General features: G+C 72.8%; 10 protein-coding genes. 3 read left to right on the forward strand and 7 right to left on the reverse strand.

The genetic code is table 11. From position 1 onward, the window contains the following. The first annotated feature begins 255 nt into the window (after positions 1 to 255). Positions 256 to 1,461: an NlpC/P60 family protein gene (locus ACWV17_RS31050; protein WP_455362288.1), complete on the forward strand. Its 1,206-nt coding sequence runs from the start codon at positions 256 to 258 to the stop codon at positions 1,459 to 1,461. Here the strand turns inward: ACWV17_RS31050 and ACWV17_RS31055 are convergent. The 5 genes from ACWV17_RS31055 to ACWV17_RS31075 all read right to left on the reverse strand — a co-directional run bounded on the left by ACWV17_RS31055 (position 1,422) and on the right by ACWV17_RS31075 (position 7,254). Continuing rightward, complete coding sequence (locus ACWV17_RS31055; RefSeq protein WP_455362289.1) at positions 1,422 to 2,669, reverse strand: styrene monooxygenase/indole monooxygenase family protein; 1,248 nt, start codon at positions 2,667 to 2,669, stop codon at positions 1,422 to 1,424. The two genes, ACWV17_RS31050 and ACWV17_RS31055, sit on opposite strands and share 40 nt — an antisense overlap. A gap of 110 nt (positions 2,670 to 2,779) precedes the next feature. Next, the gene (locus ACWV17_RS31060) at positions 2,780 to 3,319 is read right to left on the reverse strand and encodes a GTP-binding protein (RefSeq protein ID WP_455354212.1); all 540 of its coding nucleotides are present in this window, start codon (positions 3,317 to 3,319) and stop codon (positions 2,780 to 2,782) included. Positions 3,320 to 3,449: 130 nt separating this feature from the next. Beyond that, entirely contained in the window at positions 3,450 to 3,863 is a 414-nt protein-coding gene (locus tag ACWV17_RS31065) for a DUF742 domain-containing protein (protein ID WP_455362290.1), read from the reverse strand. Beyond that, complete coding sequence (locus ACWV17_RS31070) at positions 3,860 to 4,336, reverse strand: roadblock/LC7 domain-containing protein (protein ID WP_455354078.1); 477 nt, start codon at positions 4,334 to 4,336, stop codon at positions 3,860 to 3,862. Before ACWV17_RS31070 ends, ACWV17_RS31065 begins: the two co-directional genes overlap by 4 nt. After that, positions 4,333 to 7,254 carry a nitrate- and nitrite sensing domain-containing protein gene (locus ACWV17_RS31075; RefSeq protein WP_455362305.1) on the reverse strand — a complete coding sequence of 974 codons (2,922 nt, stop codon included), beginning with the start codon at positions 7,252 to 7,254 and terminating at the stop codon, positions 4,333 to 4,335. Before ACWV17_RS31075 ends, ACWV17_RS31070 begins: the two co-directional genes overlap by 4 nt. A 397-nt stretch (positions 7,255 to 7,651) precedes the next feature. On the opposite strand from ACWV17_RS31075, the gene ACWV17_RS31080 reads away from it, so the two are divergent. Then, on the forward strand, positions 7,652 to 8,434 hold the full coding sequence (locus ACWV17_RS31080; RefSeq protein WP_455362291.1) for a hypothetical protein: 783 nt from the start codon (positions 7,652 to 7,654) through the stop codon (positions 8,432 to 8,434). A gap of 41 nt (positions 8,435 to 8,475) precedes the next feature. Here the strand turns inward: ACWV17_RS31080 and ACWV17_RS31085 are convergent, their stop codons facing one another. Both ACWV17_RS31085 and lon read right to left on the reverse strand, forming a co-directional pair. Then, positions 8,476 to 8,931 carry a MarR family winged helix-turn-helix transcriptional regulator gene (locus ACWV17_RS31085; RefSeq protein ID WP_455354075.1) on the reverse strand — a complete coding sequence of 152 codons (456 nt, stop codon included), beginning with the start codon at positions 8,929 to 8,931 and terminating at the stop codon, positions 8,476 to 8,478. Between the two features lie 1,462 nt (positions 8,932 to 10,393). Beyond that, entirely contained in the window at positions 10,394 to 12,796 is a 2,403-nt protein-coding gene (gene lon / locus ACWV17_RS31090) for an endopeptidase La (protein ID WP_455362292.1), read from the reverse strand. 138 nt (positions 12,797 to 12,934) lie between these two features. Between lon and ACWV17_RS31095 the strand changes: the two genes are divergently transcribed. After that, positions 12,935 to 13,441, forward strand: coding sequence for a hypothetical protein (locus ACWV17_RS31095; protein ID WP_455362293.1), 507 nt, complete (start codon positions 12,935 to 12,937; stop codon positions 13,439 to 13,441). The last annotated feature ends 39 nt before the right edge of the window (positions 13,442 to 13,480 follow it).

A 13,480-nucleotide genomic window follows, 5' to 3' on the forward strand; every position in this document is an offset into this window, starting at 1 on the left:
CTCTTTTCCAGGCCCTTGGATGCGGAGCTGCATCGCAAGGCGCCGGAGTGCCCTAATAGCGGAGCTATTCGGGCATTCCGGCAACGCGGCGAGGTGCCGTGCCAGACGTCGTGGCCCCGGCCATGATCCGCCGGACAGGGCCTAGCCCCCACGCCGGTGTGACGCCGGTCGAGTGAGTCCTGTACGCCGCTTCACCCGCCGGTGCCGCCCTGGCCGCGCGGACCGTGCCACGATCCCTCCCACGGAGGTGATCGCGTGTCAGGAAGACTCCTGCGCTCGGTGTGTACGGCGGTGGTGGCGGCCGCGGTGGCGACGGGCGGGCCGGCGACGTCCGCCGGGGCCGATCCGACCGCCCCGTCCCCATCCGCGTCCGGTAGCCCGGTCTCCGAGGACGCCGGGGAGGAGGACTCTCTCCACACCCTGCTGACGCAACTTCAGGAGCTGTACCGCAAGGCCGAGGAGGCCACCGAGACGTACAACGGGACGGCGGAAGCCCTCGAACAGCGCCAGGCCGAGGCCCGGAAGCTGAGCGCCGCGCTCGCCCGGGCGCGCCTCGCCCTGACCGACAGCCGCGGTGAGGCCGGGCAGCTGGCGCGTGCGCAGTACCAGGGCCGGACCGGCTACTCCTCGTACCTGCGGCTGCTGCTCTCCCAGGACCCGCAGGGCGCCCTCGACCAGCGCCACCTGCTCCGGCGCCAGGTCGCCGACCGGGCGACGACCCTGGCCCGGCTGACCGGCCACGAGAAGCGCGCCGACGAGCTGGCCACCAAGGCACGCCAGGCACTCGCCGCCCAGCAGGTCCTGGCCACGCGGCAGAAGAAGCAGCGGGACGAGGTGCGGGCACGGCTGGCGGAGGTCGAGGAGAAGCTCGCCTCGCTGAGCGACGGCCAGCTCGCCGAGCTGGCCCGGCTGGAGCAGGAGGGGACCGACCGGGCCCAGGAGAAGCTGCTCGGCACGGGCGAGCTGGCCGGCGTCCGCGCGCCGTCGGCGCGCGGCGGCAGGGCCGTCAAGTACGCCGTACGCCAGATCGGCAAGCCGTACGTCTGGGGCGCGGAGGGGCCCGGCTCCTTCGACTGCTCCGGTCTCACCTCGCAGGCCTGGGCGCACGCGGGCCGCACCATCCCGCGGACCAGCCAGGAGCAGTGGAAGCGGCTCCCGAAGGTGCCGCTGCGGTCACTGCGCCCGGGCGACCTGGTGATCTACTTCCCCAAGGCCACCCATGTCGCGATCTACCTGGGCCACGGCCGGGTCGTCCAGGCCCCGCGCCCCGGCACCCAGGTCAAGGTCTCGCCGATCGCCGCCAACCCCGTGCTGGGCGCGGTCCGCCCGGACCCGGGCGCGGCGGCCCTGGCCTCGTACACCCCACCGCCGCTTCCGCGGGACGCGACGGCGGGGCCGGACACGGGATACTCGGACGCGGGCTACTCCGCGGCCGGGGCTCCGGACACCTCGGCCAGGTAGGCGTTGGCCAGCGCCGGGTCGTAGAAGAAGTTCTCGAAGTCCGCCGGGTCGTTGAAGCCGTTGGCGAAACGGTCGGCGACGGGCTGCAGCTGGCCGGCCGCGCCGAGGATGTTCAGCACGTGCTCCGGCGGGACGCCGAGCATCGCGTTCGTCCACTTGGTGACGTGCTGCGCCGTCTGCCAGTAGCGGTCGAACGTGGACTGCATCCAGGTCTCGTCGAACGGCTGGTCGCCGCGCTCGGTGATCGAGGCGAGGTACGACGCCGCGCACTTGGACGCCGAGTTGGAGCCCTGCCCGGTGATCGGGTCGTTGGCGACGACCACGTCCGCGACACCCAGCACCAGCCCGCCGCCGGGCAGCCGGCCGATGGGGTTGCGTACGGTCGGCGCGTAGCGGCCCGCCAGGGTGCCGCCCGCGTCGGTCAGTTCGACCTTGGTGGCGCGCGCGTACTCCCAGGGCGTGAACTTCTCCATCAGCTCCAGGGTGAGGGACAGGTGCTCGGCCGGGTCCTTGACGCCGCGGAAGACGTCGAGCGGCCCGTCCGGGATGCCCTCCCAGAAGAGGATGTCCGCACGGCCGGAGGTGGTGAGGGTCGGCATGACGAACAGCTCGCCGACGCCCGGCACCAGGTTGCAGCGCACCGCGTCGTACTCGGGGTGCTCGGGGCGCGGGCCGAGGCCGTGCACGTACGCGACTGCCAGCGCGCGCTGCGGGGTGTCGTACGGCGAGCGGGACGCGTCCCGGCCGAACATCGAGACCAGCTCGCCCTTGCCCGCCGAGACCATGACCAGGTCGTAGGTGCGGGAGAAGAAGTCGAGGTCCGAGACGGCCGCGCCGTGGATGACGAGCTGGCCGCCGCGCTGCGCGAAGGTGTCCATCCAGCCGGCCATCTTCACCCGCTGGTCGACGGACTGGGCGTATCCGTCCAGTTTGCCGACCCAGTCGATGACGCGGGAGGAGTCGGGGCCCGCGACCGAGACGCCGAGGCCCTCGATGCGCGGGGCCTGGCTCTCCCAGAAGTTGATCTTCTGGTCCCGCTCGTGCTGGAGCGCCGTGTGGAACATGCACTGCGTGGACATGACCCGGCCGGTCCGGATCTCGTCCGCCGTGCGGTTGGACATCAAGGTGACCTCGTACCCCTGCGACTGGAGTCCGAGGGCGAGCTGGAGACCGGACTGACCGGCTCCGACGATGAGTATCTTCCGCATGGCGAGGTTCTTCTCTCTACGGGTGTCTGAGTACGTACGAGCGGGTGCGGGTGCTGCTGCGTGCCGGACTGCTGCGTGCCGGGGCTGCCGTGGGCACTGTGCCGTGGCGGCTATTCCGGGGTCACGTCCAGCGCGTGGCCGACGAGCGCGAGCAGCGATTCGACGACCGTGACCCGGCGGCGCGCATCCATGATCACAACAGGCACGTGCGGCGGGACCGTCAGGGCCTCCCGGACGTCCTCGGCCTCGTACACGGGTGTCCCCTCGAACTGGTTGACCGCGACGACGTACGGCAGTCCGCAGCTCTCGAAGTAGTCCAGCGCGGGGAAGCAGTCGGGCAGCCGGCGGGTGTCGGCCATCACGACGGCGCCGATCGCACCGCGCACCAGGTCGTCCCACATGAACCAGAAGCGCTGCTGGCCCGGTGTACCGAAGACGTACAGCACGAGGTCGTCGTCGAGCGTGATCCGGCCGAAGTCCATCGCGACGGTGGTCGTGACCTTGTCCGGGGTAGCGGTCAGATCGTCGGTGTCCTCGCTGGCCTCGGTCATCACCGCCTCGGTCTGCAGCGGGGTGATCTCCGAAACGGAACCCACGAAGGTCGTCTTGCCCACGCCGAAGCCGCCGGCGACGACGACCTTGGTGGCTATCGGGGCCCGGGTGCGGTCCGTCTGCCAGGCCTGCGCACCCTGTTCGGCATCGGTGGTGGCGCCGGTGCCGGTGGTGTCGGTGCCGGTGCTGCCGGTGCCGGTTTCGGTGGCCGTGTCGGCGACGTGCCTCTCAGAGACGGCGGAGTCCACTCAGCACCCTTTCGAGCAGCGCGCGCTCGGGCCGGCCTGCGCCGTGTCCTGTCCCGTACACGCGGATCTTTCCCTGGTCGGCGAGGTCGCTGAGCAGTACCCGCACCACGCCGAGCGGCATCTTCAGCAGCGCCGAGATCTCGGCCACCGTACGCATCCGGCGACAGATCTCGACGATGGCCTGCATCTCCGGCATCACGCCACGCGGGCCGGGGCCGCCGTTCGTCAGCTCGCGCCGCTCCTCGGGCGCTTCGAGCGCGGCGACGAACGTCTCGACGAGCAGAACGTGTCCGAAGCGGGTGCGGCCGCCGGTGAGCGAGTACGGGCGTACCCGGGCGGTACGCCTCTCACCACCGCGGACGGGTAGCTGGGCGGCTGATTTGGCGGGCGTCACTGGGCGCTCTCCATGGATTTGCGCAGTTCACTGCGGAGTTCGGGGGTGAGGACGTGGCCGGCGCGGCCGACGAACAGCGCCATGTGGTACGCCACGACGCTCATGTCGCAGTCCGGGGTGGCGTGAACGCCGAGCAGCGAGCCGTCGCTGATCGACATGACGAAGACGCTGCCGAGTTCCATGGTGACCATGCTCTGCTTCACGCCGCCGGCGTCCATCAGCTTCGCGGCACCGGCGGTGAGGCTGCCGATGCCGGAGACGATCGTGGCGAGGTCCGCGCTCGCTCCCTTGGGGCCTTCCCGGCCCTCCTGGCGGGCGCCGGTCTGCCCCGGGTCGGAGGAGAGAAGCATCAGCCCGTCGGACGACACGACCGCCACGGAGAGCAGGCCCGGCACCTCCTCGACGAGATTGGTCAGCAGCCATTGCAGATTGCGGGCCTGGCTGCTCAGTCCGTACGTACTGGACGCGGTCACGTGCGTGCCTCCTCGACGGTGTCCCCCTCGTCCTCGGTCCGTGCGGCGATCTCGGTCTCGACGTCGCGCCTGCCGTCCTTGGCTCCCTGGTGGAAGCCACCCAGCCGGCGGCGCAGCTGCTCCGCGTCGACCTTGCCGGTGCGCTCCGGGGCGGGTGCGCCGCCGGGCGAGACGACCTTGGGCGTGCGCTTGGGCAGCCCCTTGTCGGTGATGCGCTCCCACTGAGGCTGCTGCTCGGCGGCCCCGGCGGGCGAGGGCACGTCGACGGGCCGGGCCTCGGCGTGGGGCTCGGGCACGTCGGTGGGCTGGGCCTCGGCGGCGGGTGCCGGTACGTGCGGGGCGGCGGGTGCCGGTGCGTACGGGGCTGCGGGTGCCGGCATGTGCGGGGCGGCGGGCTCCTGCTCGCCGGTGGGCACGGGGGCGGGTGCGGGTGCGGCCGCGTCGCCGGGCGCCTCGGTGGCGGGTGCGGGCGGCGCCGGTGCGCCGGTGGGCGCCGGAGCCTCCGGTTCGGCCGGCGGCCGCACCGCCGCGGCCTCGCCGGCCGCCACGGCCGGCTCCGCCTCGGCGGCCCGCTCGTGCGCGGGCTCCGCGTCCGCCTCCCGGACCGTACGCTCCGCCAGCGCGACCAGCGGGTCCTGACCCGTCAGCAGCGCGGAACGGCCGGGCAGCGCGTTGGAGTTGGCCTCCGCGACCGACCCCGGCAGGTTCAGCGCGGGCGCACCCGGCACCGCGGGCGTGTGCGCCGGCTCGGACAGCGGCGTGGCGGGCAGCAGGGACGTCGGTACGACCACGACCGCCGCCGTGCCGCCGCCCTGCTTCTGGGCGCGCAGTTCGGCCCGTACCCCGTGCCGCGCGGCCAGCCGCGCCACGACGTAAAGACCCAGCCCCATGATGCTCTCGGAGCCGCTCTCGGTCTCGTACGCCTCGGGGTTCGCGAGGCGCTCGTTCAGCTCCTCGATACGGCCGGCGGTCACTCCTATGCCCTCGTCCTGGACGGAGAGCATGACCTCGCCGCTCTCCAGCAGCCAGCCGGAGAGCTGCACCCGGGCGTCCGGCGGGGAGAACATCGTCGCGTTCTCCAGCAGTTCGGCGACGAGGTGGCTGATGTCGTCGGCCGCGTGGCCCGCGATCCGGGCGTGCGGCGGCAGGGACTGGATGTCGATCCGCTCGTACCGCTCGATCTCGCTGACGGCGGCGCGCATGACGTCCACGAGCGGCACCGGACCGGGGTGGCCCTGGCCGTGTTCCGCGCCCGCGAGGACCAGCAGGTTCTCGCTGTGGCGGCGCATGACCGTGGCGAAGTGGTCCAGCTTGAAGAGCGTGGCGAGCTGATCCGGGTCCTGCTCGCGGGCTTCGAGCTGCTCGATGACCGTGAGCTGACGCTCGACCAGTCCGAGGGTGCGCAGCGAGAGGCTGACGGAGGTGGTGGTCAGTGTGCGGCGCTGCTGTTCGAGGCCGGTCCGCAGCTCGGCCAGCTGCTCGGTGAGCGCGCTGCGCTCGGTGGCCAGCTTCTCGTTGCGGGCGATCAGCTTCGTACGGTCCGCGTCGAGCCGCGTGGCGCGCTCGTGCACCTGCGCGGTCTGCTCCTGGAGCGTGTTGATCGACCGTACGACCGCGGCGAACTCGTCGTTGCGGCCGGTGAACCGGACCGGTTCCTCCGTTGCGGGCGACTCCGAGGCCGCGAGGCGGGCCGCGCCGATCCGCAGGACCGCCAGCGGGCGGGTCAGCGTACGGGCGACGGCCATGGCGACACCCAGGGCGATCAGCAGGCACACCGCGAGGAAGCCGATGCGGATCTCCAGGGCGGTGACGTCGTCGTCGCGCAGCTGCGCGAGGGCATCGGCCCGGTCGGAGGCGAGGGACGACTCGACGCTGCGCATCCGGTCGATCCGGGCGGAGAGCGCGGCGTCGACGCGCTCCCGGTCGAGCTTGCGCTCGCTCTTGGACAGGGTCGGCTGGTCGGTCAGGCGGCCGAGGTAGTCCTCGGCGGTCTTGACCTCGGGACCGGTGACGGTGGAGGCCAGCGAGTCACGGGCGTCGGGCCGGGCGGTGCGCCGGAAGTCGGCGAGGGCCGCCTGTTCGCGTACGCGCGACTGCTGCGCGATGGCGGTGAGCGCGTCCCGGTCGCCGTCCCCGGCGGTGTTCTCGGCGGTCTCCCAGCGTCCGGTGACCGGGTTGTACTGCGGCTCCGGGTCCTCCCCGCGGGGCACGGCCAGCGCACCGAGGGTCAGCCCGCGGGTGGCGGAGGACTGCTCGACGGCCTGGCCGAGGGGGACCAGCGCACGCGCGGTGCCGAGGGCTTCGCCGGCGCGCGGCGGCGTCTTCTCGGCGAGCTGTCCGGCGAGGCCGAGGAGTTCGCCGATGACCTCGGAGTACGCCTGGTGGGCGTCGATGGCCGAGCCCTTGCCGGTGAGGGCCGCCGCGCGGACGGTGGCGATCCGCTCCAGGTCGCGGCGGAGGTCGGCGGGGGCGTCCGGGGTGATCTCGGCGATCTGGCGGTCGACGCGGGCCGTGCGCTCCTCGGAGACCTTGGGCGGCCGCCGCTTGTCGTCCGCGTCCGACTCGGTGCCTTCGGCGCCTTCGGCGTCTGCGGTGCCTTCTGCGTCTGCGGCGCTGCCGCCGCGGCCGGCGGCGATGAAGACGGCGACCTCGTCCCGTTCATCGGCGAGGGAGTGCGCGAGGGTGACGGTCTGGCGGCTCTGCTGGGCGAGAGTGACCAGCCGCTGCGACTCGTTCAGCTCTGCGGAGGCGGTGACGATGGAGGGGGCGCCTGCCGCGAGGACGGTGATGCCGACCGCGGCGACGGCGATGATCAGCCGGCTGCGCACCCGTACGGTGCGCTCGGATCCCGCCGTGCCGGCCGTGCCCGTTGTGCCCGCCGTGCCTTGGCTGTTGCCCCGAGACCGCTTGTTCTGCACCGGTGCTCGCAATCTTGACTCGTCTACTCGTGAGGCCGAGGTGACGGCCGGTCAACAAGTAAGCGCCCCCACCCCTCGTACATCCTCGGTACGGCTTCCGACCATTCCAGTGTGTTTGGGAGGGGGGCGAGCATCGCCCGCCTGGCCACCCGAACGAGTGAACATCACTCAGGAGTTGGCAAACAACTCGGCCCCTTCCGTATCGAGGGGTCGATGTGGGGATGGTGCGGCACGCCGGTTGAAACTTCGCGGCGGGCTTTGGCAGGATGCGCGCCCACAGCTTCCCGGAGTGGCTGATTCCAGCCGCAGGCGGGCCTGACCTGCTGGTATGGGCCAATTGACCTTGGTCCGGCCGATGTCGTGAAGAGCTCATGCAGAGCTCGTGCAGACTTGCCGTATGCGCATCGAACTCGCCTCGGTCCCCGGCGACCCCGCTCGCCCCAACGAGGACTGGGTATCAGCGGCCCTACCAGCCTCGGGCCGGGGTGGCGTGCTGGTCGCGCTGGACGGTGTGACACCTCCACAGGGCGACGCCGGCTGTGTGCACGACGTGCCCTGGTTCACCGCGCGGCTCGGCGGCGCATTGGTCGAACTGTCCGGTTCGCGGCGGGAGCTGACCTTGCGGGAGATCCTCGCGGAGGCAATCAGGCGCACCGCCGACGCCCATCGCGACACGTGTGACCTTTCTCACGTACGTACGCCTCAGGCAACCGTCGCCGTGGCGCGCTGGGACGCCGAGCGGGTCGAGCATCTGGTCCTCTGCGACTGCGTCCTGCTGCTGGAGGCGCCGGACGGCGGGGTGACCGCGATCGCGGACGACCGGCTGAGCCGTATCCCGCGGGAGACGCGCCGCTCACTGGCGGCGATCGACGCGCTGCGCAACGCGGAGGGCGGCTTCTTCACCGCGGCCGCGGACCCCGCGGTGGCGCAGCTCGCGGTGACCGGCGTGTCGCCGCGTACGGAGGTCCGCACGGTCGCGGCGCTGACCGACGGCGCGAGCTGCTGGACGGACGTCTTCGGGGAGGGCGACTGGGCGGACTGCCTGGCGGTCCTGCGCAAGGAGGGCCCGTCCGGCCTGATCGGCCGGGTACGGGCGCTGGAGGAGGCGGACACGGGCGGACGGGCCGTCGGGCGGTGGAAGCGGCACGACGACGCGTCGGTGGTGTACGCGGAGCTGTAGGCGGAGGGTGGGTGGGGCTGTAGGCGGGGGGTGGGTGGGTCTCACGCCTCGGCGCGCTTGTTGAGCTGGTTCAGCAGCCGGGCCAGTTCGGCCACCTCGCGGCGGTCCCAGCCGGCCAGCTTGCGCATGTACCGGCTGCGCCGCGCGTCCCGTACGCGAAGGAAGCGCGCGCGCCCTTCGTCGGTGAGCCGGACCAGGAACGCGCGGCCGTCCGCGGGGTCCTGCTCGCGCGTCACCAGGCCGAGATCCTCCAGCGCGCGCAGCTGCCGGCTCATGGTCGCCTTGCCGACGCCGAAGTAGGCGGCGAGCTCGGTGGCCCGCTGACGGCCGGTCTCCTCCAGGCGTACGAGCAGGCCGTACGCGGCGGGCTCCAGCTCGGGATGGACCTCGCGGGCCATCTCGCCCGAGGATGCGCGGGCACGCCGGAGGAAGACAGACAGCTCCCGCTCCAGCGCGAGGAACTCCTGGTCTCCGGGTCCATGCACAGCTGCTCCCATTCCTTCCGGTTCCCCCTGCTTCCCCCTGTTTTCCCGACGGCACAGTATTTCGCAGCGGCAGCCGCCCCACGACGGCGCGGCACGGTGCGCGGTGAGCGGCGGCATCCGCACGCGGGAGCGCCGCCCCGGGACGAGCCCGGCCCCGGCTCAGCGGCCGCGGGCCGGGGGGTGGTGGGTGGTGGGTGGTTAGGGGGCGCGGCAGGCCCGAGATGGGCCCAGCCCCGGCCAAGCGGGCCGCGGGCCGGTGGGCGGCGCGCAGTCGCCTCGGGGACGGCCGGCCCCGGCCAAGCGGCCGCGGGCCGGTGGGCGGGTGGGCGGGTGGGGAGATCCGTGCCCAGGGGCGGGTGGTTCGGGTGGGGGGCCGCCCGACCGGTGATGATGGCGGCTCCAGGCCGGGCGTCAAGGGCGCTCCTTCGTCGCGTCGCTGCGCGATGGCCTACGGCCACCCTGGACTCCCGTCCCTCCACCGCTACTGCTTGTTGAGGGGGCGGCCCCCGGAGCCGGGCCCCGGGACTGCTGATCGGTTGGCCCGGGCCCGCCCCCGGCCGCAGGCCGGTGAGTGGTTGCGGGGCGCGGTCTCTCCGGGGTGGGCCCGGCCCCGGCTCAGCGGCCGCCAGATGGTGGGTGATGCGCAATCGGCCCGGGAGGGGGCTGGCCCCGGCTTAGCGGCTGTCGGATGGTGGGTGGTGCGCGGTCGCCTCGGTATGGGCCCGACCAGCTCAGCGGCCGCAGGCCGGTGGGGGCAGACGGCGCGACAGGTCCGGGATGGGCCCGGCCCCGGCCAAGCGACCGCCGGGTGGTGGTGGCGCGCAGTCGCCTCGGGATGGGCCCGGCCTGGGCTCGGCGGCTGTCGGGTGGTGGGTGGGTGTCGCGTGCGGCAGGCCGGGAGGGGCTTGGCCCCGGCTGTGCGGCCGTCAGGCCGGTCTGGCCGAGGTGTGGCGACATCAGGCGCCATGAGGAGTCCACCGAGCCTCAATCCTGTCCGATTTGCCGGGGTTTATGGCCTACTTGCGGGCCCCCTCGGCCGCTTGGTCTCGTCTCACCTCGGATTGGGCGTCGTCTCGGCTCAACAGACGGCCGTCGGCCGCCGAGCCGGGGCCCGCAACCCCCGAACCCGGTGCGTGTCTTGCCCCATCGGACGGGCTGAGGTCACCGACGAAAGCGCGGCCACTCCCGGGGCTCAGGTGGGGCCCCGCTCCCCGGGGCCGCCCGACACTCATCTGCACCAGCGGGACGGGGCGGACGGTCAAGGGGGGCCGAAGGCCATCGCGCAGCGACGCGACCGAAGGGAGCGCCCTTGACGGTCCGACCCGGCCCGCCATACTCACAAACCGGGCGGCCCCGGGTTTCGCCGCACAACGCACCCCCGGGCGGCCCGCCATACTCACAAACCGGGCGGCCCCGGGTTTGGTGCACTTCCCGCCCCCGGGCACCGTCACCCCGCCAGACCCGCGCCCCGCCCCTACGCCGCCGCCGGGACCTCCCGCTCCCGCTCCGCATGGGACAGGGCGAGGTCCAGGACCTGGCGGACATCCGTCACCGGGTGGACCTCCAGCCGGTCCAGGATCTCGGCCGGCACATCGTCCAGGTCCGGTTCGTTCCGCTTCGGGATCACGACCGTCGTGATGCCCGCCCGATGCGCGGCCAGCAGCTTCTGCTTCACGCCGCCGATCGGCAGCACCCGGCCCGTCAGTGACACCTCACCCGTCATCGCCACATCCGTCCGCACCTGCCGCCCGGACAGCAGCGAGGCCAGCGCCGTCGTCATCGTGACGCCCGCGCTCGGCCCGTCCTTCGGGACCGCGCCGGCCGGGAAGTGGATGTGCACGCCCCGGTCCTTGAGGTCGGCGACGGGCAGTTCCAGCTCCGCGCCGTGCGAGCGCAGGAACGAGAGCGCGATCTGCGCCGACTCCTTCATGACGTCACCGAGCTGACCGGTGAGGGTCAGACCGGCCGCGCCCGTCTCCGGGTCCGCCAGCGACGCCTCGACGTAGAGGACGTCCCCGCCCGCGCCGGTGACGGCGAGGCCGGTGGCCACCCCGGGCACCGCCGTGCGGCGCTCCGCCGGGTCCTGCGCCGACTCCGGCACATGGTGCGGCCGGCCGATCAGCTTGCGCAGCTGCTCCGCGCCGACGGTGAACGGCAGTTCCTGCTCACCCAGTTCGTGCTGCGCCGCCACCTTCCGCAGCAGGCGGGCCACGGCGCGCTCCAGGTTCCGTACACCCGCCTCCCGGGTGTACTCACCGGCCAGCCTGCGCAGTGCGGAGTCCTCCAGCACCACCTCGCCCGGCTCCAGTCCCGCGCGCTCCAGCTGCCTCGGCAGCAGGTGGTCGCGGGCGATGACGACCTTCTCGTCCTCCGTGTAGCCGTCCAGCCGGACCAGTTCCATCCGGTCGAGCAGCGCCTCCGGAATGGCCTCCAGGACGTTCGCCGTGGCCAGGAAGACGACATCGCTCAGGTCGAGTTCGACCTCCAGGTAGTGGTCCCGGAAGGTGTGGTTCTGCGCCGGGTCCAGCACCTCCAGCAGCGCCGCCGCCGGGTCGCCGCGGAAGTCCGATCCGACCTTGTCGATCTCGTCGAGCAGCACGACCGGGTTCATCGAGCCGGCCTCCTTGATGGCGCGGACGATACGGCCCGGCAGCGCGCCGACGTACGTACGCCGGTGCCCGCGGATCTCCGCCTCGTCACGGACGCCGCCGAGCGCCACCCGTACGAACTTGCGTCCCATCGCGTGCGCCACGGACTCGCCGAGCGACGTCTTCCCCACGCCCGGCGGACCCACCAACGCGAGCACCGCGCCGCCGCGCCGGCCGCCCACCACGCCCAGTCCCCGGTCGGCCCGCCGCTTGCGCACCGCCAGGTACTCGGTGATCCGCTCCTTCACGTCCTGCAGGCCCGCGTGCTCGGCGTCCAGGATGCCCTTGGCGCCCTGGATGTCGTACTCGTCCTCGGTCCGCTCGTTCCAGGGGAGTTCGAGGACCGTGTCGAGCCAGGTCCGGATCCAGCTGCCCTCGGGGCTCTGGTCGCTGGACCGCTCCAGCTTCTCGACCTCCTTGAGCGCGGCCTCGCGGATCTTCTCGGGCAGGTCGGCGGCCTCGACCCGGGCCCGGTAGTCGTCGGTCTCGTCCTCCGGGTCGCCGTTCAGCTCGGCGAGTTCCTTGCGTACGGCCTCCAGCTGCCGGCGTAGCAGGAACTCGCGCTGCTGCTTGTCCACGCCGTCCTGTACGTCCTTGGCGATGGACTCGGCGACCTCCTGTTCGGCGAGGTGCTCGCTCAGCCACTTGACGGCGAGCTTGAGCCGGGCCACCGGGTCGGCGGTCTCCAGCAGTTCGACCTTCTGCTCCAGCGTCAGGAAGGGCGAGTAGCCGGAGTTGTCGGCGAGGGCGGAAACGCCGTCGATCTGCTGCACGCGGTCCACGACCTGCCACGCGCCGCGCTTCTTCAGCCAGCTGGTGGCGAGTGCCTTGTACTCCTTGACGAGTTCGGCGACCGACCCGGGCTGCGGATCGGGGACGGACTCGTCCACCGGGGTGCCCTCGATCCACAGGGCCGCGCCGGGACCGGTCGTCCCCGCCCCGACCTTCACGCGGCTGCGGCCCCGGATCAGGGCCCCGGGGTCGCCGTCGGACAGTCGGCCGACCTGCTCGACGGTGCCGAGCACGCCGGTCGCGGCGTACGTCCCGTCGACACGGGGCACCAGCAGCACCTTGGGTTTACCTCCGGCGCGGGCCGCGGCTTGCGCGGCCTCGACCGCGGCCCGTACCTCGTTGTCGGAGAGATCCAGAGGCACGACCATGCCGGGCAGCACGACCTCGTCGTCGAGCGGCAGCACGGGGAGGGTGAGTGATGCGGACGTCGAAGCCATGATCTTCCCTTCGGCAGTGAAGTTGAGCTGTACGGACTCAATGCTTGTGCGCGCCGGGATGTTCCCTCACCGCCGTTCGCTCTGAGCGATCACCCCCGCCATCTCCCGTACACACGCGCGATCCGGCATGCTCACCGCATGAGACGGACCGGGTGGACGACCGGGCTGCCGGCCGCGGCGGCCCTGCTGCTGGCGGGCTGCACCGCGGGCGGAGGCGGGACACCGGCACAGGCGACGCCGGACCTGCCGGCGGCCTCGTCGCCCGCACCGGAGCCGGCGACGGCCTCCGCCACCCCCGAGCCGTCGGCCACCCCGTCCGAGGACGAGCGCCTGGTCACCGTGACCGTGACCGGCGGCATCGCAGGGCGGCACGAAAGCGTGCTGGTCAACGACGACGGCAGCTACACGACGCTGACCGGCGGCAAGAGCGCCGACGCGGGCCGGCTGACGCCCGCCGAACTGCGCGCGCTCCGTACGGCCCTGAAGGAGGCGGACATCCCGCATCTGCCCCGCGTCTCGACGGGACAGCCGGTGCCGGACGCCTTCGTCTACGCCATCCGGTACGAGGGCTACGAGGTCGTGACGAGCGACCCCACGCCACCGCCCGCCCTCCGCAAGGTCCTTGCGGCAGTCCCGCTGCCGTAGGACGCCCCCACGGGACGCGAACGCGGCCGGTGAACCAAT

This window comes from Streptomyces mabaensis (genome assembly GCF_053763515.1).